This window comes from Haemophilus sputorum CCUG 13788, assembly GCF_000238795.1.
Lineage (GTDB): Bacteria > Pseudomonadota > Gammaproteobacteria > Enterobacterales > Pasteurellaceae > Haemophilus_A > Haemophilus_A sputorum.
This window is the reverse complement of sequence record NZ_AFNK01000071.1, coordinates 13450-33313: the sequence shown is the minus strand read 5'-3', so window position 1 is coordinate 33313 and position 19864 is coordinate 13450. Positions and strand designations below refer to the sequence as shown.

Here is a 19864-nt window from a genome sequence, read left to right as displayed (position 1 = left end):
ATTATTGTTTGGTTGGCGCGAGTGCGTTTTGAAGCGTATTTCCGAACGCTTGAGCTAAACGCTCACGTTGCACATCATCTTTAGCATTATTGCGAATAATGTTCGTCACTAAATTACCTAATGCCATTAACGCAAGATCATTCGGTGCTTTATGTTGTTCAAGAACAATAAAAAGATCTTGGATTAAATTATCAAGTTGTTCGCTTTTATATTTGGATTGAATTGCCATAGGGATTCCTCTAAAAACTGGCGTGATAGTAACATAAATTGGAGAAAAAATAGAGGGCAGAAAGGGCAAAAAAATGGAAAAGCGGATCGAAAAAAGTAAAAAATTCAGTTGAATATAGTCTGTTATTTTACTAAAATGCCTGCCATTAGTAAAATTTCAGACTATTGGTTGGAGGATAAAAACGCATGGTAAGGATGGAACAGTTAGGACATTCCATTACATATATCAAACAAATGTACACCCTTTGGGCAAAAAATGAAGGGCTAGATAACGTCCATGTATTGTGGATTCTTTGTAGCCTTTTACGACATCCACATCGTAGTCAACAAGAAATTTGCACAGATTTTTTTATTCAAAAACAAACATTATCGCCAATTTGTAAGAATTTATTAAAAGAGGGCATTATTGAGCCCGCCGCAGTTTGTTTAGATAAAAGAGAAAAACGAATTCAGTTAACTGAAAAGGGTAGAGCATTTGCTGAACCTATGATGGCACGTTTAAACATGCTAGAAAATAAAGTGTTTACTCGGTTAGGAGAGGAAAAAAGCGAGGTATTGATTACATTAACTCGCCAATTAAGTGAATTCTTAGGTGAAGAAATTCTAAGCGACATTGATGCTGCCAAATAAATTTGCAAAAGTTTGAGAAAATTAAACCGCTTGTTTTCTAGTTTAGGCATAGCCTATTTATCACAACTTTAAGAAGTAGAATGTTCTGCTTCAGTATTAAATAAAACATGATTGCTTTGTTAAAAAGTGATGGATGTTGAAAGTTTATTAGTCTTACGGAGAATCTATGACAACAGATAATAAAAAAACCTCCACAGGTAGAAAAGTACTGATTGTAATCACTTTGATTATTGTATTAGTCCTTTTTGCTGGTGTGACAGGAATGCAAAAATTTATCTCATTTAAAAAGAGTGAAGCGGCAGCCAATATGCCTGAAAAGGTTAGTCAAGTTACTGCAATGACGGTGAAAACACGTGAATGGACACCGCAAATTGCTGCAGTAGGTTATATTCGCCCTAATCAAGGTGCAATGCTAAGTGCGCAAGCTTCTGGTACGGTTACGCGTGTAAATGTGAAATCAGGTCAGCGTGTTAATAAAGGGGATTTATTGGTAGAGTTAGACGATGCAGTTGAAGAGGCAACATTAAAAGCTTCTCAAGCACAATTACCAAACGCGAAAGCAACGCTTGATCGTTATCGTACTTTAGTAGCATCCAATAGTGCCTCAAAAGCAGAGCTAGACAATGCGCAATCAACTTACAATCAATTGCTTGCGAACATTGAATCTCTAAAATCTTCAATTGGTCGTCGTAAAATCTATGCGCCATTTAGTGGTGTTGCAGGTATCGTGAATGTGAACTTAGGCCAATATATTTCTACAGGAACAGAAATTGTGCGTGTGGAAGACCAAAGTTCAATGAAAATTCGTTTTACTTTGCCACAAACTGATGTAGAGAAAATTGCGGTAGGTCAGAAAGTTACAGCAGAAATTGATGCGCTCCCAGGTCAGACATTCCCTGCGAATATCATCGCAATTGATCCTGCTGTTGACCGTAATACTGGTTTAATCAACCTAGAGGCAGTGATTACTGAAGGTGGTGAAAAATTACTTTCAGGTATGTTCGCTCGTTTAAACGTGGCATTACCGACTAAACAAGAACAAATTGTGGTACCTCAAATTGCAGTTACCTATACCATGTATGGTGAAACCTTATATGTATTGCAACCACTTTCAGATGAAGATAAAAATAAATTATCGGCACAAAATCCTGATAAAGATTTAAGCAAGATGTATCGTGCAAAACAAACGGAAGTGAAGACTTTAGATCGTAATGGCATTTATGCATTATTATCAAAAGGCGTTAAAGCTGGAGATTTAATTGTTACTGGCGGTTTCCAACGTTTAGAAAATCATGCATTAGTCGAAGTTTCTGATCAAGAAGCTGTAGGGGTTATCCAACCGGCTAAAGATTCAAAACTTTAATTGGGGTTTTTAATGAAATTTACTGATATTTTTATTAAACGACCGGTTTTGGCGATATGTATTAGCTTGCTGATTACAATTCTTGGCTTGCAATCTATCAACAAATTACAGGTGCGCGAATATCCGGAGATGACGGTCTCCATCGTTACCGTTAGTGTTAACTATTCGGGGGCTGATGCTAGCCTTATGCAGGCATTGGTTACCTCCCAACTAGAGGAAGCTGTCGCGCAAGCGGATAACATTGACTATGTGACTTCTTCAAGTAGTCCAAGTACTTCAACTGTAACTATTAAGATGAAGCTGAACACTAACCCGCAAATGGCGTTAGCTGATATTTCAGCTAAAGTAAATGCGATTCGTGCGAAATTACCGAGTGGTATTGACGATCCATCAATTAGTGTTTCATCTGGTTCAAACGATGCGTTGATGTATATTCGCTTTGTTTCTGATGAGTTAAGCACACCACAAATTGCAGACTATATTAACCGTGTTGTAAAACCGCAATTCTTTACGGTCAATGGCGTTTCTAGCGTAGATATTTTTGGTGCATCAAACTTTGGTTTACGAATTTGGTTAGATCCAGAAAAAATGGCAGGGAATAACCTTTCTGGTGCTACTGTTTTGGCTGCTTTAAGTGCGAATAACTTGAGTACAGCAGCTGGTAGCGCAAATGGTTATTACACGGTTTATAAAAACAAAGTGGAATCAACTACGCCTTCTGTTGCCGAATTAGAAAATGTAACGATTTCGACAACATCAGATGGTCGTACTATCAAATTAAAAGATATTGCAACAGTTGAATTAGATAAATACCAAGATGCCTCACGAGCAGTAGCTGATGGTAAAGATGCAGTGGTATTAGCGGTTTCAGCAGCAACAACTGCAAACTCACTAACTGTTGCAAAAGATATTTACCCAACCTTTAAGCAAATTCAACGGAACTTACCGGATTCGCTTAATGGGGAAATTATGTATGATAAAACCATTGCAATTGATAGCTCAATTAAAGAGGTTTATAAAACCATTATAGAAGCAACGGTTATCGTATTAGTGGTGATTATCCTCTTCTTAGGCTCATTACGTGCGATGATCGTGCCAGTTGTGACGATTCCAATTTCATTGATTGGGGTATTATTCTTCTTACAAATGTTCGGCTTCTCAATTAACTTGCTGACGCTATTAGCCTTGATTCTTGCTATCGGCTTGGTGGTGGATGATGCGATCGTTGTACTAGAGAACGTGGAACGCCATGTGAAAGAAGGGAAATCACCATTCGATGCGGCAATTATTGGGACACGTGAAATTGCAATTCCCGTTATTTCAATGACAATTACTTTGGTGGCAGTATATTCACCGATGGCATTGATGGAAGGCGTGACTGGCTCACTGTTTAAAGAGTTTGCACTTACGCTTGCTGGTGCGGTATTTATTTCAGGGATTGCTGCATTAACGCTTTCGCCAATGATGTCTAGCCGAGTATTAAAAGCATACAGTGAAGAACATGAAAGTGGCTTTGCAAAATGCGTTAATGGCATGCTAGATAAAATGACAAGCTGCTATACCAATATGTTAAGGGGCGTAATGGCAGTCCGTTGGTTTGTTGTGGTGTTTGCTATCGGTATTTTTGCAACGTTACCAACGTTATTAACATCTTTATCTAGTGAAGTTGCACCAACTGAAGACCGTGGTTTCATTGTTGGTATCGGAAATGGTCCATCTAATACAAACTTAGACTACACGCAACAAGCAACTGAGCAGTTCAATGAAAAAGTTAAAGCGCTTCCAGAAGTGGCAGCAATGATGACAGTTTCTGGTTTTAACGGTACCAACAGCGCGCTTTCAATTATTTCATTAAAAGATTGGAATGAGCGTGATCGTGAACGTGCCGCGATTGCTGCTGATGTCGCAAAAATTGCTAAACAAATTGTTGCAATGGATATCAATGCGATTTCGTTTCCAGAAATTTCAACTGGTGAAAACGGCTTACCGTTCTCATTAGTGATTACGACAGCGGATGATTACAATAAGTTAGCGCAAGTTGCCGGTGATGTGTTGGCAAAAGCACAATCTTCAGGTCAATTTTTCTTTGCAAATTTAGACTTAAAATTTGATACGGTAACAATGAAATGGAAATTTGATCGCGAAAAAATGGGAAGTTATGGTATTACTATGCAACAGGTGAGCCGAACATTAGGCGCATATTTATCTGGTGCAATTATTACGCGTGTAGATATTGACTCTCGAGCTTATCCGATTGTTTCTCAAGCAATTCGAAAAGATCGCCTAAATCCAGAAGATTTAATGAAATTCTATGTGAATACCGCAAGTGGTGAAACGATTCCGCTTGGTTCGATCGTTACATTAGAATTAGCGACAGAACCAGCTTCATTAAATCGAATGAGCCAACTTAACTCGGCTACTATTAGCGGTGTTGTGTCAGGTTCAATTGGTGATGCAGTAAATTGGGCAAAAGCTGAATTAGACAGAACATTGCCACAAGGTTACCAATACGATTTTAGATCTGAAGCACGTCAATATGTTCAAGAAGGCAGTGCAATGGCAATGACTTTTGCTTTAGCGGTGGTGATTATCTATTTAGTGCTTGCAATTCAATTTGAATCTTGGCGTGATCCAATGGTTATCTTAGTTTCTGTTCCATTAGCAGTGAGTGGAGCATTGTTGGTATTAAATGTTCTTGGTATTGGCAAAGTAGCTGGGGCAACCTTAAATATTTATTCACAGGTTGGTTTGGTAACGTTAGTTGGGTTAATTACGAAACACGGTATTTTGATGTGTGAAGTAGCAAAAGAAGAGCAATTAAATCACGGATTATCTCGTTTTGACGCCATTGTTCATTCAGCAACTATTCGTTTACGTCCGATTCTAATGACAACAGCTGCGATGGTAGCGGGCTTAATTCCATTACTATTAGCTTCTGGCGCAGGTGCGATTGCCCGTTTTAGTATGGGGATGGTGATTGTGGCTGGTTTAAGTATCGGTACGCTCTTTACCTTATTCGTATTGCCAGTGATTTATACCTTCTTAGGAGAACGTCACAAACCATTACGTGAATTTGATGAAGAAAAATATGCGAAACCCGCACTAGAAAAAACAGATATTGAACAACAAGCATAATCTGTATTGACTGACAAGCGGTTAGATTTTTGCAAAGAATTGCAAGAAACTAACCGCTTTTTCTATTGTCAATTTCTGTTAAAATAGGCATATTTTGATGATTATGCAGGCATCAACTTGCTGATTTTCATTACAGCAAGTCAACTCTTTTAATTATTTTTAAACAAGGATATTCAAATGACCAAACCTTTAAGTGTGGTAATTCTAGCAGCAGGAAAAGGCACGCGTATGTATTCAGACTTACCAAAAGTCTTACATCCAATTGCGGGCAAACCTATGGTAAAACATGTTATTGATACGGTAAAACAGCTTAATGCACGCCAAATCAATTTAATTTATGGCCATGGTGCTGATTTATTAAAAGAAAGATTAGCTGATGAGCCAGTTAATTGGGTTTTCCAAGCAGAACAATTAGGCACAGGTCATGCGATGCAACAAGCAGCGCCATTTTTTGCAGATGATGAAAATATTATGATGCTTTATGGTGATACACCGTTAATTCAGCAATCGACGCTTGAGCGTCTTATTGCGCAAAAACCAGAAAATGGTATTGCACTATTAACAGTTAAGTTAGAAAACCCAACGGGTTATGGTCGTATTATTCGTGAAAATGGCTCGGTGGTTGCGATTGTTGAACAAAAAGATGCTTCGGCTGAACAGTTAAAAATCCAAGAAATTAATACTGGTGTGATGGTTGCTAGCGGTGCAAGCTTCAAAAAATGGTTAGGCAATCTCAATAACAATAACGCACAAGGCGAGTATTACATTACTGATGTAATTGCGATGGCAAATGAAGATGGATTCCAAGTACAAGCGGTGCAAGCTGATGAATTTATGGAAGTTGAAGGGGTTAATAATCGTCTTCAACTAGCGGCACTTGAACGTTTTTATCAGAAAAAACAAGCAGAAAAATTATTGCTTGCTGGCGTAACTTTAAGCGATCCAAGTCGTTTTGATGTACGTGGTACCGTTGAACATGGAAAAGATGTGTCTATTGACGTTAACGTAATCTTAGAAGGGAATGTTAAACTAGGTAACAATGTTAAAATTGGTGCAGGTTGTGTCTTAAAAAATGTGAGCGTAGGTGATAATGTAGAAATCAAACCATATTCTGTGTTAGAAGATGCAGTGATTGGTGAAAAATCTGCAATTGGACCATTCTCTCGCTTACGTCCAGGCACTCAATTAGCGGAAGGTGCGCATGTAGGTAACTTTGTTGAGATTAAAAACGCACAAGTAGGTAAAGGATCTAAAGTGAATCACTTAACTTATGTTGGTGATGCTGAAGTTGGTAGCAATGTGAACATTGGTGCGGGTGTGATTACTTGTAACTACGATGGCGCAAATAAATTCAAAACTATTATTGGCGATGATGTGTTTGTTGGCTCAGATAGCCAATTAGTTGCACCAGTTGAGATTGCTAATGGTGCGACCATTGGTGCGGGTTCAACCATTACTAAAAATGTGGCTGAAGGCGAATTAGTGATTACACGTGTTGCACAAAAACATATTCAAGGTTGGCAGCGACCAACAAAGAAAAAATAATGTAAAACATATGATTTTGTTTTCATGAATAAATTAGCTCCGATTTAGGTTGGGGCTATTTTGTTGTTTGGGGTTCTAGCCCCTCAATGCTAGAATAAATTGACTATAATGGAATATAGGTAAGGCAATATGAAGAAGGCTTTGGTTATTGCAAATGAAGCTTTTATGGATAATTTTCTTCCAGATTGGAAAGCCCAATTTGAGTTTGAGTATTACAGTGAAAAAATGGGGCAGAAGCAGAGTTTACCTGCGATTCAACAGAACGCTTATGATGCGCTTTTTGTAGATGATGAAGGTCTAAGTTATGACGAAGACACCTTCTTTTGTTGGTTACGCGTGCTGAAAGAAGAGGGGGTTTTAGCTTTAAAATCGAAAGCGGGTATTTCACCTTTGGCATTACATCAACCATTTAGTCAAGTTGTTAGCTATCAAGAAAATACTAATGTGAATGTTTGGCTTTATTTTAAAGACACCAAACGTTTAGGTAAGAGCTATATTGATATTTATGTTGATTTTAATAATGCTCTATTGCGAAATGATTTAATGAGTGCGCTAGAGTCCTTAGAAAATATGGCACTATTGGATCCAGATTCTCCAGCTGCTTTTTTAGCAAAGGTGCAAACCTTGCAAAAAGCAGGAGTTACCAATCAAGAAGAAACGGTTTTTCAGCGTTATTTACGTTATAAGATAAATATTTCTGCTCATCTTTTCAATGTATGTAGTATTTTATTAGCTGGTAATTATCAAGAAGGGTTTAAAGCACGTGAGAAGCTTTTTGAGCTTGTTGAAGAACTATTTCCTGAACGTCGCAGCCCATTTCCACCAAAAGATGAATGGCTTAAAGAAAAGCGCTGGAAAGGAGAGTCTTTAGCTAATAAACATTTGGTCATTTGGAGTGAGTTTGGTTTGGGCGATGAGATTATGTTTGCTCAACTAGCGCATATGCTGAAATTGCAAGGCACTAAAAAAATTACATTAGTGGCACAAAAGCCAATAATTTCATTATTACAAACGCATCCAGATATTGATGAAGTCATTATTCGCGAGAATGCTAATGCCGAACTAACGCATTTCGACTATTGGGTTTATCCTCATGCAATTTTAGCTCATGTGGCAATGCCTTTTCAGCTTCAGCCGAAAAGAATACCTTATCTATCTGCAATACCAGAGAAACAACAACTGTTTTGCAAAAAAATCATTAAAAATGACCGCTTGAAAGTCGGGATAGTATGGCGAGGCGATCCGTCGCATGAAAATGATGCTAATCGTTCTATTCATGATTTGGGGCCGATAGAGAAATTATTTAATAGCGATAATGTTGATTTCTATTGTTTGCAAAAAGAACAAAATGAGGCTGAAAAAGATTTATTAGCACGTTATCAAGTGACGGATTTATCCGCTGATTTACATGATATGGCGGATACTGCTGCGGCAATTAGCTTGTTAGATTGTATTGTGACGGTAGATACATCAGTGGCACATGTAGCTGGCGCATTGAATAAGCCAACATTGTTGATGCTTTCTTACGTTGTTGATTGGCGTTGGGGAAGCTACCAGCGAGAGAATTTATGGTATCCAAATATGCAGTCTATTCGCTGGCGTGCGATGATTGAAGATTGGCATTATGTGATTGATGAAGTAAAGCAAGCTTTAGCTAAAATCTCAACAAGTCGATAAAATGAAACAGGCGCTAAATCAGCGCCTGTTTTGCATTAACCATCAAATTCTTCGCCAGTTTCGTCCCATTTAAAATTCAGCGCGACGGAGTTTAAACAAAAACGTAAGCCAGTTGGGGGTGGTCCATCATGAAAAACATGACCAAGATGAGAGTCACAATTACTACAACGAATTTCAACTCGATGACGGCCTAAAGAGTAGTCGTCTAGATAACGTAGTGCTTCATCTGAAACTGCCTCATAAAAACTTGGCCAGCCGCATCCTGCATCAAATTTTGTATCAGAACGGAATAGTGCTGAATGACAACGTGCGCAACGATAAGTGCCCACACGGTTTTCTTCTAAAAATTTACCCGTAAATGGCATTTCCGTGCCGTGGTTAATGAGAATTTCAACTTGTTCTTCCGTGAGTTCATCAATATCTTTAATCATTTTATCCTCTAAAATTTCACTTAAAAGATAGCTAAAAAGTTCCTAAAAGCAGAGATGTTTTTTACCTAAAAAGCGTTATTTTTATCAAATTTGACATGGATCATAAAAATAGAATCTGATATAGTGATTACGTTCTTTAGGCGTGTTTGCTGCATAAAAACATATGCTATAATGTAAGCATCTTTACAGAGATAGTCTTTCAAGTAAAGAACAATTTTGTTTAACTTTAATATAGGTGAAAAAATCTATGGCTATTAAAATTGGTATTAACGGCTTTGGTCGTATCGGTCGTATTGTATTCCGCGCAGCTCAACTTCGTGATGATATCGAAGTTGTTGGTATCAACGACTTAATCGATGTTGATTACATGGCTTACATGTTAAAATATGACTCAACTCATGGTCGTTTCGACGGTACTGTTGAAGTTAAAGATGGTAACTTAGTGGTAAACGGTAAAACAATCCGTGTAACTGCTGAGCGTGATCCAGCTAACTTAAAATGGAACGAAATCGGTGTTGATATCGCTGTTGAAGCAACTGGTTTATTCTTAACAGACGAAACTGCTCGTAAACACATTACTGCAGGTGCGAAAAAAGTAGTTTTAACTGGCCCATCAAAAGACGCTACACCTATGTTTGTAAATGGTGTTAACTTTGATAAATATGCAGGTCAAGATATCGTTTCTAACGCTTCTTGTACTACAAACTGTTTAGCGCCATTAGCGAAAGTAATTCACAATAAATTCGGTATCAAAGATGGTTTAATGACAACTGTTCACGCAACAACTGCAACACAAAAAACTGTTGATGGTCCATCTGCAAAAGACTGGCGTGGTGGTCGTGGTGCATCACAAAACATCATTCCATCTTCAACAGGTGCAGCGAAAGCAGTAGGTAAAGTCTTACCAGCATTAAACGGTAAATTAACTGGTATGGCATTCCGTGTACCTACACCAAACGTGTCAGTAGTTGACTTAACTGTAAACTTAGAAAAACCAGCTTCATATGAAGAAATTTGTGCAGAAATCAAACGTGCTTCAGAAAATGAAATGAAAGGCGTTTTAGGTTATACCGAAGATGCAGTAGTTTCAACTGACTTCAACGGTGCAACTGAAACTTCTGTATTTGATGCTGCAGCAGGTATCGCATTAACAGATACTTTCGTGAAATTAGTTTCTTGGTACGATAACGAAACCGGTTACTCTCACAAAGTATTAGATTTAGTTGCTCACGTTTATAACTACAAAGGTTAATTGCAACTTGCTATGAAAAACGCCACTCAATGAGTGGCGTTTTGTTTTGTTTAAAGTTAAATGGTTGAAAAACTTTGGCTAAATTAAATTAGTCATTGAAGTAGAGTGGGTTTTTTTGATATATTTATACGCAATTTTTTCACATCATTATTCATGCAAATGCATGAGCAAATTAGTTAATTGACGGATATTCAATATGTTTAAAAAATTTTTAGGATTGTTTTCTAACGATCTTTCAATCGATCTCGGTACAGCAAATACGCTAGTTTATGTAAAAGGACAAGGCATCGTACTTGATGAGCCATCTGTAGTGGCTGTCCGTCAAGATAGAATTGGTTTATCAAAAAGCATTGCGGCGGTTGGAACAAACGCTAAATTAATGTTAGGCCGTACCCCAAGAAGCATTACTGCAATCCGTCCAATGAAAGATGGTGTGATTGCGGATTTCTTTGTAACGGAAAAAATGTTACAACACTTTATTAAGCAAGTTCATACTAATAACTTTATGCGCCCAAGCCCACGCGTGTTAATTTGTGTGCCAGCTGGTGCAACGCAAGTTGAACGTCGTGCAATTAAAGAATCTGCAATGGGAGCAGGTGCGCGTGAGGTTTACCTTATTGAAGAACCTATGGCTGCAGCGATTGGTGCTGGTTTACCAGTACATGAAGCAACAGGTTCAATGGTGATTGATATCGGTGGTGGTACAACAGAAGTTGCAGTGTTATCATTAAATGGTATTGTTTACTCAACTTCAGTGCGTATTGGCGGTGATAAATTAGATGATGCAATTGTTGCGTATGTTCGTCGTCATTTTGGTTCAGCAATTGGTGAAGCAACTGCTGAACGTATCAAAAAAGAAATTGCATTAGCAACGATTCGCGATGAAGATGAAGTTAAAACTATGGATGTACATGGACATAATATTGCAGAAGGTGCACCGCGTACATTTGAATTAAATTCAAGACATGTATTAGAAGCGATTGAGCAGCCATTAGATGGAATTGTTGGCGCAGTAAAATCTGTGCTAGAACAATGTCCTCCAGAATTGGCTGCAGATATTTTTGAACGTGGTATGGTGTTAACTGGCGGCGGTGCTTTATTACAAAATTTAGATATTTTGCTTTCAGAAGCTACAGGTGTACCAGTAATTGTTGCAGATGAACCATTAACTTGTGTTGCAAGAGGTGGTGGTCAAGCATTAGATATGATTGACATGCATGGTGGAGATGTATTTAGTTCAGATGAATAATTTCAGCATCTAATCTAATAAATACTGAATGGATAATGGTTTTGCCATTATCCATTGCCTTTTTCTAGTTCTATTCTTTTAATTCATTCTAAAGAAACAATGAAGCCTATTTTTGCTAAAGCCCCTTCTCCTGGCGTTCGACTTTTCTTAGCTATCTGCTTTTCTATTGCGTTGATTGCTTTTGATGGAAGAAGCTCTGCGTTGATTCATTTTCGTAATATGCTTGAAACGGCTGTTAGCGGATTGTATTACTTTGCCAACACGCCTCGTTCAGTATTAGATGGGGTCAGTAATAACTTTATTGATAACAATAAGCTTCAATTAGAAAATAAAGTTTTAAAAGAGCAGTTACGTGAAAAAAATGCAGATTTACTTTTATTAGATCACCTTAAAGTGGAAAATCAACGATTACGCTTGCTATTAAGTTCACCCTTGCGCCAAGATGAATATAAAAAAATTGCAGAGGTGCTAACGGCAGAGATGGATAGCTATCGCCAACAGGTGATTATCAATCAAGGGCAGGACACAGGCGCTTATGTTGGACAAGCTATTATTGATGAGCGTGGTGTAGTTGGACAAGTTATCTCAGTAGGAGAAAAAAGCAGTCGAGTATTGTTGATTACAGATATTACTCATGCAATTCCAGTGCAAGTATTACGCAATGATGTAAGGGGTATAGCGAATGGTACAGGTCATAATGATGAGTTAATTATTGATAATTTACCTCGTTCGGTTGATATTGTTAAAGGAGATGTATTAGTAACCTCAGGGTTAGGTGGACGTTTCCCTGAAGGATACCCAGTTGCGATTGTAGAATCTGTGGCAAACGACACCAAAAGCCAGTTTGCGCGTATTGTCGCTAAACCACTAGCTTCGTTAGACCGTTTACGTTACCTATTATTGCTATGGCCAACAACAGAAGAGTTACGTAAACAAAAAAGTTTATCACCACAGCAGGTGCGAGATGTTGTTGAAGAACGTAGAAATAGCACAAATCCGATTGAACGTTTGCGCTCCTTAGCTCAGAAAAAGGAAGAAGTAACAGAAGAAAATAGTAAAGAAAACGTTACTGAACCGAATGAAGAGTCTGCAGAAAACCCAGCAGCTTTGCCGGAAAAAGATAGTGATGAAAATCATCATACTGACGTGGGAGCAGAATAGTCATGAGACAAACTTTTTTTCAGATTTTTATCTTAGCCTTTATTTTCATTGTGGCATTTGTGCTAGAAATTATGCCATGGCCTAATGATTTTCAGGGGTATCGCCCAACGTGGGTAGTATTAGTTTTGCTTTATTGGGCGTTAGCGTTACCAGATAAAGTTAGCGTAGGTACAGCATTTGTTGTTGGTATTATTTGGGATCTTGTAGTTGGTTCGATTTTAGGGATTCATGCATTAGTACTGTCTATTGCCATTTATATCATTACTAAGAACCACCAAATATTGCGTAATTTATCGCTTTGGTTACAAAGCTTATTAGTGATGCTATATGTTATTTTAATTCGTTTTATGATTTTCTTTATCGAAATGGTATTAAATAACGCAGAGTTTAATAACCAACAAATCGTGGGTGCAATAATTAGTGGTATCCTTTGGCCATGGGTTTTTTTATTGATGCGCCAAGTAAGACATCAATTACGATTACATTAAAATGATAAGTAGCCTTTCTTTTGATTTTTCCGAGGATTATCGCCCATTAGCTGCCAGAATGCGTCCGCGCACGTTGGCAGAGTATATAGGGCAAAGCCATTTATTGTCTGAAGGAAAACCACTTTATCGTGCAATTCTTGCAGGGCATGCACACTCAATGATTCTTTGGGGACCTCCAGGAACCGGTAAAACAACTTTGGCTGAGATTATTGCTGGGCATTTTAATGCTGAAGTTAAACGGCTTTCGGCTGTAACTAGCGGCGTAAAAGAGATTCGAGAGGCAATTGAACGCGCTAAAATCAATCAACAAGCAGGGCGCCGAACCTTATTATTTGTTGATGAAGTGCATCGTTTTAATAAAAGCCAGCAAGACGCCTTTTTACCATATATCGAAAATGGCACAATTATTTTTATTGGCGCAACCACTGAAAATCCTTCCTTTGAATTAAATAACGCGCTACTTTCACGTGCGAGAACTTATATTCTCAAGCCTTTGCAAGCGGTCGAAATTTTAAAAATTTTGCAAAATGCGTTAGCAGATAAAACCCGAGGATTAGGTTCAGAATCCTTTGTATTGGAAGATGATGTGTTATCGCTTCTCAGTGATTATGTAAATGGTGATGCGCGTTATGCACTAAGCTGTTTAGAACTTATGGCTGATATGGCGCAAAGTACTTCAAAAGGAAAGCTATTAAATAAAACATTGTTAACGGAAATATTAGGCGAGCGTCAAGCTCGATTTGATAAGGGCGGTGACCGCTATTACGATCTTATTTCTGCGTTACACAAATCTATTCGAGGTTCTTCACCAGATGGCGCTTTATATTGGTTTACTCGCATTCTTGCAGCAGGTGGTGATCCACTTTATGTTGCAAGACGCTTGCTAGCGATTGCTAGTGAAGATGTGGGGAATGCAGATCCTCGAGCAATGCAAATTGCATTGGCTGCTTGGGATTGTTACACTCGAGTTGGTGCTTATGAAGGCGAGCGGGCAATAGCACAAGCGGTTATTTATTTGGCGGTAGCACCAAAAAGCAATGCGGTTTATACGGCTTTTAATCAAGCAAAAAAATTAGTCAAAGAAACAGCTGATTATGATGTGCCTGAGCACTTACGAAATGCACCAACTGCGTTAATGAAATCTTTAGGATATGGTGAAGAGTATCGTTATGCGCACAATGAACCGAATGCTTATGCTGCTGGCGAAAATTATTTTCCACCTGAATTATCTGAAACAGTGTTTTACATACCAAGTGAACGAGGAATGGAAAAACAAATTAAGGAAAAAATGGCTTGGCTAAAAGTGCAAGATGAACAGAGCCAACAAAAACGCTATAAATCATAAATGAGTTTGCAGAGAAATCTATGTTTGATATTTTACTTCCCGCCTGGCTTGCCGGATTACTCCTTGCCTTTATAACAGCGCCATTAGGTGCTTTTGTTGTTTGGCGAAAAATGGCCTATTTTGGAGATACACTCTCTCATTCCGCATTATTAGGCGTTGCTTTAGGCATCTTTCTTGAAGTTGATCCTTATATTGCTGTAATTGTGATGACTATATTGCTGGCTTTAGCATTAGTATGGTTGGAGCATAAAACGAATTATTCGATTGATACTGTGCTTGGTATTATTGCTCATGTTAGTCTCTCTTTGGGCGTTATTACTATCAGTTTGCTTGATAATGTTCGGGTTGATCTGATGTCATATTTATTTGGCGATTTGTTAGCCATTGATTATCAAGATGTCATTTTCATTGGCATTGGCGTTTTCGTGATTGCTATTGTAGTCAAATTATTTTGGCAGAAGCTACTCTCAATTACGATTAGCCCTGAACTTGCTCAAATTGAAGGATTAAACGTTGCACGCCTTCGCCTTTTATTGATGACTTTGACAGCATTAACTATTGCATTAAGCATGAAGTTTGTTGGTGCACTCATTATCACTTCTTTATTGATTATTCCCTCTGCAACAGCGCGTTTATTTGCTAGAACACCTGAAAAAATGGTGGGCTATGCCATTTTATTTACTATTTTGGCCATTTCAGGTGGGTTATCTCTTTCTTGGTGGAAAAATACGCCGGCCGGTCCTTCCGTGGTGTTATGCGCAGGAATTTTATTTTTACTTGGACTAACACGCCGAAACCGAAATTAGCGCAGCTTGGCTTTAGATTTAGATCAAAAAGCATTGAACTATTACAATCGGCTATAAAATTATTCGGATTTGCCTATTGAATTCGGGAAGGGTTTCTCCGAAAATAACAAAAAATAACCCTATTATTTTAAGAAGAAAATTATGTGTCAATTACTTGGAATGAATTGTAACACGCCAACCGATATTACTTTCTCTTTTGAAGGTTTCCGACGGCGCGCTGGTATTTGCGATCAGCATACAGATGGTTTTGGAATTGCTTTTTTTGAAGGAAAAGGTGTCCGTATTTTTAGAGATAATCGCCCTGGTGCATCCTCACCTATGGCAGATTTAGTCAGCCAATATAAAATTAAAGCTTATAACGTTATCTCTCATATCCGTAAGGCGACACGAGGCGATGTTAATTTAGAAAATACTCATCCTTTTATTCGTGAGCTGTGGGGAGAAAACTGGGTTTTTGCCCATAATGGCACGGTAGAAGGTGTTAAACCTTGTCCAGATTGTCACTATCAGCCAATTGGTACCACAGATTCTGAAGCTGCATTTTGCTGTTTGCTTTCAAAATTAAAAGAAAAATATCCAGCTAAACCATCAGATAAAGAAATTTTTGATGCAGTAGTAGAGATTACCTCTCAAATTGCAGAAGCCGGCGTATTTAATTTTATTTTATCAAATGGGCATTGGATGATTGCTCGTTGTTCAACCCGTTTATATTATGTTAGACGTAAAGCTCCATTTAGCAAAGCATTGCGTGATGATGATGTGGAAATCGATTTTAGCCAATATACCACTCCAAATGATAAGGTAACGATTATCGCAACGCAGCCATTAACCAAAAATGAAAAATGGCAAAAGATGAAAAATGGCGGTTATGTGATGTTTAAAGATGGTGATTTGGTTGAAGAAATCGAAGGAACACTACCAGATAACCAATCACACGTTTAATTCAAAAATATAAGAAATAGACTGTACCTTAAAAGTTAGACTAAATCATTAACTGACTAGGTGCAGTTTTTTTATAACTAAATATAATCAATTATTCTTTCAATAAGTCAGAAAATTTTTGATCCTGCTCACAATTTCAAAAGAATCGCCTTTCTTTATTTTTAAGCTCTTCTACAATAGTCTCGTTTTTAGTATTAAAAACATACAATTCAATTTAACTTCAGATATCACAAGGGTCTTTTTATGAAAATTTTAACTTGGCCTGTGGTTGCAGGTGCTGCACTTGGTATCGTTGCGCCACTCCTTACTTATAATGGCAATCCCGGAAATATGGGATTTTGTGCGGCTTGTTTCTTACGCGATACGGCAGGATCGCTAGGCTTACATCATGCATCGCCATTACAATATCTTCGCCCAGAACTCATAGGATTAGTGTTAGGTGCATTAGCTAGCGCTTTCTTATCTAAAGAATTTAATCCACGTGGTGGCTCAGCACCACTTGCTAGAATTAGTTTGGGTTTTTTTGCTATGCTTGGAGCACTCATTTTCCTAGGTTGTCCATGGAGGGCTTATTTGCGATTAGGTGGTGGTGATCTTACGGCAATAGCGGGTATCGTAGGATTATTTGTCGGTGTATTAGGCGGCATTTTCTTCGCTAATCGAGGATTCTCATTAGGTAAGTCTAAGGAACAAAGCCAATCTTCAGGTTTAATTGGTCCAATTTTTACCGTGATTTTGCTTGTTTTAGCCTTAACTCAATTTAAATTTGGTGAAAACCTAGCAATTTACACCTCTGAAAAAGGCCCAGGTGCACAACATGCGGCAATTTGGATGTCACTTGCTGGTGGATTACTTCTCGGTGTGCTGATGCAAAAATCGCGTTTTTGCACAATTGGGGCATTCCGAAACTTTATCCTCTTCCGTGATGCGCATTTATTAAATGGTGTGATTGCATTGATCGTTTTTGCGGCAATAACCAATGCCTTATTAGGTCAATTCCATTTAGGCTTTGAAAAACAACCTATCGCGCATAACGATTATCTCTATAACTTTCTTTCTATGGCGCTTTGTGGGCTTTGTTTTGCATTAGGTGGTGGTTGTCTGGGTAAACAATTAGTGAATATAGGTGAAGAAAATAATGATTCAGCACTATTTGTATTAGGTATGGTACTTGGTGCTGCGGTTGCGCATAACTTCGGTTTTGCAGCCTCTCCTACAGGTGTTGTAACCTTCACACCTTATGTTTTAATAGCTGGTTTTGCAGTTTGCCTATATATTGCTTTAACTAATAAATCTGAGGCTTAATAGGTTTATCAGAAAAATAAAAGGACTGAATGAAATCAGTCCTTGAATTTAAATATGTAACCTAACGTTTAGGGGCTCTATTCAGAGCCCCTATTTTTATTATTTGAAGATGATGTCATCTTTTGGATCGTAATCTGTTGCGTTTAATACTTTCTTCTCTTCAAAGTATTTTTTCAACATTTCCGCATCAATAAAGCCTGTATTTACATAAGTTGGGTGAGTTTTCATAATTGGATAACCATCACCACCCGCAGTTAAGTAATCAGGGATAGAGATTTTGTAAGATTTGTTCATATCTAACGGAGTACCGCCAACTTTCACATCAGAGATAGTTTTAGCTTGGCGATCAACTACCATAGAGATATTGGCAAATTGTGGATAGCCACCAGTATCAGTTTCTTTTAATGCAACTGTTGTTAAGAAATCCACTAATTCTTGGCCTTTTAACTCAATAGTAGAGATCATATTACCGAAAGGTTGAACTGAAAGAATTGAACGATAAGTTACATCACCTTCAGGAATTGAAGTACGGATACCACCACCATTCATAATCCCAATATCAGCTTTCACGCGTGTACGTTGAGAATCTGCAATTAAGCGACCTAAGTTGCTTTGATGGAAACGAACTGTTTCACGACGACCATCAAAAGTTCCGCCTTTTACTTCACCAACTTTGATACCAAGAGTTTTGTCACCTTCATCTTGGTATTTTTTCAACTCAGCATATAGCGCTTCGTCAGCTTTAATTTCTGGTTGATAGAGTTCATATTCTTTTGAGCCATCTTCTTTCTTAATGGTTTTTTTCAAGTTAATTGGAATTAACTCATATTTTACTAATGTAGTTTTGCCATCTTTAAATTCGAAGTCTGCACGGCCTAAATATTTACCCCATTCACCCGCTTGCATAATCCAAGTTCCGTTTTGGAAGTCTGGTTTACAAGCTGAACCTGGAATGTATTTTTCGATAAATTTACCTTGCTCATCAAAACAAACCGTATCATGTGTATGACCACCGATAATCATATCAAATGCACCTGCTGGTAATGCACGAGCCATAGAAACATCGCCAGGTGCATTGGTACCGTGTTTACCATCTAAATACCAACCCATATGTGTTAATGCAATGCGCACATCTGGTTTTTCTTTGCTATCGTTAAGCGTTTTTAAGACTTCTTGAGCAGTTTTAGTTGGATCTTTAAATTCCACATTTCCTGTTACATCAGGGTTACCTAATTTTGCAGTATCTTCAGTTGTTAAACCAACAACAGCCACTTTCAAACCACCTTTATCTAATAAAATATAAGGTTTAACTAAAGGTTGGTTTGTCCGTTTGTTGATTACGTTTGCTGATAAGAATGGGAATTTAGCCCATTGTTCTTGCATGGTAAGAATTTGAAGTGGAGAATCAAACTCATGGTTACCTAAAGTCATTGCTTCATAACCGATTGCATTTAACCCCTCAACATCAGGGCGAGCATTTTGCATATCGGATTCAGGCACGCCAGTGTTTAAGTCACCTGCGTTTAATAAAATCACAGAACCGCCTTTTTCGCTGACCTCTTTTTTAATGGCATCGATCATCGTTTTTTGCGGAGCTAAACCAAATTCACCTTTGTTATTATGCCAAAAGTGACCGTGAATATCATTGCTGTGCAATACAGTAAAAGAATAGGTTTTACCTTGTTCGTATGCCATAGCTGATGTTGCAGAAAGTAATGCAACTGAGATAAGCGTTTTTGAGAATTTCATGATTTTCCTTATATAGTGAGTAACGAAGAAATGAGAATATCGGCGTTATGCAAAAAATAGCACTAATAGCCAAGTCATTCCGGCAAGAACCATCGCCATAAAAACAGCTGCAGATCCGATATCCTTGGCTCGACCAGAAAGTTCGTGGAATTCAGAACCGATACGATCCACGACCGATTCCACTGCACTGTTTAGCAACTCAGCCACAAGAATAAGCAAAACGGAGCCGGCAAGTAGTGTTTTTTCAACGCCGGTATTGCCTAAATAAAGACCGATAGGAATAAGTACACAAGCCATCCAAACTTCTTGACGAAAGGCTGCTTCATGTAAATAGGCTGCTTTAAGCCCTTTCATGGAGTAACCTGCAGCACGAAAAACGCGTGCAAGGGTTGCTTTGTTTTCTGGTTTCATAAAATTATCCTGCAATAAAATATTGCCTTATTCTAGCCTAAAGGGAGCAGTTGGGCTAAAAAAATTTTCAATAGACACCATAAAAATTGAACTGTTTTGTAAATTTTTGCAAAAAAAATAGCAAAAATGACCGCTTGGCTATTCCAT

The 19864-nt window shown here is 38.1% G+C and carries 17 protein-coding genes; 13 read left to right on the top strand and 4 right to left on the bottom strand.

Annotated features, from left to right (window positions below; all coding sequences use genetic code 11):
- Position 1 precedes the first annotated feature (1 nt).
- Positions 2 to 229, bottom strand: coding sequence for a YejL family protein (locus HSP_RS0108310; protein ID WP_010129851.1), 228 nt, complete (start codon positions 227 to 229; stop codon positions 2 to 4).
- 194 nt (positions 230 to 423) lie between these two features.
- On the opposite strand from HSP_RS0108310, the gene HSP_RS0108305 reads away from it, so the two are divergent.
- From HSP_RS0108305 to HSP_RS0108285, 5 genes are all read left to right on the top strand, one after another.
- Positions 424 to 858 (top strand): MarR family winged helix-turn-helix transcriptional regulator, encoded by a 435-nt coding sequence (locus HSP_RS0108305; protein ID WP_010129850.1) that lies wholly within the window; start codon positions 424 to 426, stop codon positions 856 to 858.
- Between the two features lie 166 nt (positions 859 to 1024).
- Positions 1025 to 2221 (top strand): efflux RND transporter periplasmic adaptor subunit, encoded by a 1197-nt coding sequence (locus HSP_RS0108300; protein ID WP_010129848.1) that lies wholly within the window; start codon positions 1025 to 1027, stop codon positions 2219 to 2221.
- A gap of 12 nt (positions 2222 to 2233) precedes the next feature.
- Complete coding sequence (locus tag HSP_RS0108295) at positions 2234 to 5356, top strand: efflux RND transporter permease subunit (protein ID WP_010129846.1); 3123 nt, start codon at positions 2234 to 2236, stop codon at positions 5354 to 5356.
- Between the two features lie 177 nt (positions 5357 to 5533).
- A complete protein-coding gene (gene glmU / locus HSP_RS0108290) occupies positions 5534 to 6901 on the top strand; it encodes a bifunctional UDP-N-acetylglucosamine diphosphorylase/glucosamine-1-phosphate N-acetyltransferase GlmU (RefSeq protein WP_010129845.1) in 1368 nt (455 codons plus the stop codon).
- A gap of 165 nt (positions 6902 to 7066) precedes the next feature.
- Positions 7067 to 8578 (top strand): glycosyltransferase family 9 protein, encoded by a 1512-nt coding sequence (locus tag HSP_RS0108285; protein WP_244263566.1) that lies wholly within the window; start codon positions 7067 to 7069, stop codon positions 8576 to 8578.
- A 35-nt stretch (positions 8579 to 8613) separates the two neighbouring features.
- Here HSP_RS0108285 and msrB read toward each other — a convergent pair whose 3' ends face one another.
- On the bottom strand, positions 8614 to 9009 hold the full coding sequence (gene msrB / locus HSP_RS0108280; protein WP_007524291.1) for a peptide-methionine (R)-S-oxide reductase MsrB: 396 nt from the start codon (positions 9007 to 9009) through the stop codon (positions 8614 to 8616).
- A gap of 247 nt (positions 9010 to 9256) precedes the next feature.
- On the opposite strand from msrB, the gene gapA reads away from it, so the two are divergent.
- From gapA to yedE, 8 genes are all read left to right on the top strand, one after another.
- Positions 9257 to 10261: a glyceraldehyde-3-phosphate dehydrogenase gene (gapA, locus tag HSP_RS0108275; protein ID WP_010129843.1), complete on the top strand. Its 1005-nt coding sequence runs from the start codon at positions 9257 to 9259 to the stop codon at positions 10259 to 10261.
- Positions 10262 to 10457: 196 nt separating this feature from the next.
- The gene (locus tag HSP_RS0108270) at positions 10458 to 11510 is read left to right on the top strand and encodes a rod shape-determining protein (protein ID WP_010129842.1); all 1053 of its coding nucleotides are present in this window, start codon (positions 10458 to 10460) and stop codon (positions 11508 to 11510) included.
- A 99-nt stretch (positions 11511 to 11609) separates the two neighbouring features.
- Positions 11610 to 12671: a rod shape-determining protein MreC gene (mreC, locus tag HSP_RS0108265; RefSeq protein ID WP_010129840.1), complete on the top strand. Its 1062-nt coding sequence runs from the start codon at positions 11610 to 11612 to the stop codon at positions 12669 to 12671.
- A gap of 2 nt (positions 12672 to 12673) precedes the next feature.
- The gene (mreD, locus tag HSP_RS0108260) at positions 12674 to 13159 is read left to right on the top strand and encodes a rod shape-determining protein MreD (RefSeq protein ID WP_010129838.1); all 486 of its coding nucleotides are present in this window, start codon (positions 12674 to 12676) and stop codon (positions 13157 to 13159) included.
- Positions 13160 to 13163: 4 nt separating this feature from the next.
- Positions 13164 to 14504, top strand: coding sequence for a replication-associated recombination protein A (locus tag HSP_RS0108255; RefSeq protein WP_029495345.1), 1341 nt, complete (start codon positions 13164 to 13166; stop codon positions 14502 to 14504).
- Positions 14505 to 14524: 20 nt separating this feature from the next.
- Entirely contained in the window at positions 14525 to 15310 is a 786-nt protein-coding gene (znuB, locus tag HSP_RS0108250) for a zinc ABC transporter permease subunit ZnuB (RefSeq protein ID WP_007524645.1), read from the top strand.
- Positions 15311 to 15451: 141 nt separating this feature from the next.
- On the top strand, positions 15452 to 16252 hold the full coding sequence (locus tag HSP_RS0108245) for a class II glutamine amidotransferase (protein ID WP_007524100.1): 801 nt from the start codon (positions 15452 to 15454) through the stop codon (positions 16250 to 16252).
- Positions 16253 to 16495: 243 nt separating this feature from the next.
- Positions 16496 to 17557, top strand: coding sequence for a YedE family putative selenium transporter (gene yedE / locus HSP_RS0108240; protein WP_010129835.1), 1062 nt, complete (start codon positions 16496 to 16498; stop codon positions 17555 to 17557).
- 99 nt (positions 17558 to 17656) lie between these two features.
- On the opposite strand, the gene ushA is transcribed toward yedE, so the two are convergent.
- Both ushA and HSP_RS0108230 read right to left on the bottom strand, forming a co-directional pair.
- A complete protein-coding gene (ushA, locus tag HSP_RS0108235; protein WP_010129833.1) occupies positions 17657 to 19306 on the bottom strand; it encodes a bifunctional UDP-sugar hydrolase/5'-nucleotidase UshA in 1650 nt (549 codons plus the stop codon).
- A 45-nt stretch (positions 19307 to 19351) separates the two neighbouring features.
- Positions 19352 to 19717 (bottom strand): diacylglycerol kinase, encoded by a 366-nt coding sequence (locus HSP_RS0108230; RefSeq protein WP_007525465.1) that lies wholly within the window; start codon positions 19715 to 19717, stop codon positions 19352 to 19354.
- Between the last annotated feature and the right edge of the window lie 147 nt (positions 19718 to 19864).